General features: G+C 30.4%; 1 pseudogene. It reads right to left on the reverse strand.

Annotated features, from left to right (window positions below):
• Positions 1–121 precede the first annotated feature (121 nt).
• Positions 122–247, reverse strand: a pseudogene (locus IDG63_RS15045) (ammonium transporter); the annotation flags it as partial.

Raw genomic sequence — 247 nt, forward strand, 5'->3', positions numbered from 1 at the left:
GCATTTTTGCTTTTTATAAATTGTCAGATTATTATGAAAACAAGGGAGTGGTAAGTATGAATCTTAACGATACGATATTTATGTTTTTGTGTACATTATTAGTTTGGTTAATGACACCAGGATTAAGAAAAGTATATTCCCAATTTCCGAACCATAAATTCCCATTTCCAAAACTAATTGTAAAACCAACTGTTATCCATACAAATGTAACAAGCACAATTGCTGCCATACTTTGCATGACAGTATT

Source organism: Staphylococcus sp. EG-SA-14 (assembly GCF_017151935.1).
Taxonomy (GTDB): Bacteria; Bacillota; Bacilli; order Staphylococcales; family Staphylococcaceae; genus Staphylococcus; species Staphylococcus aureus.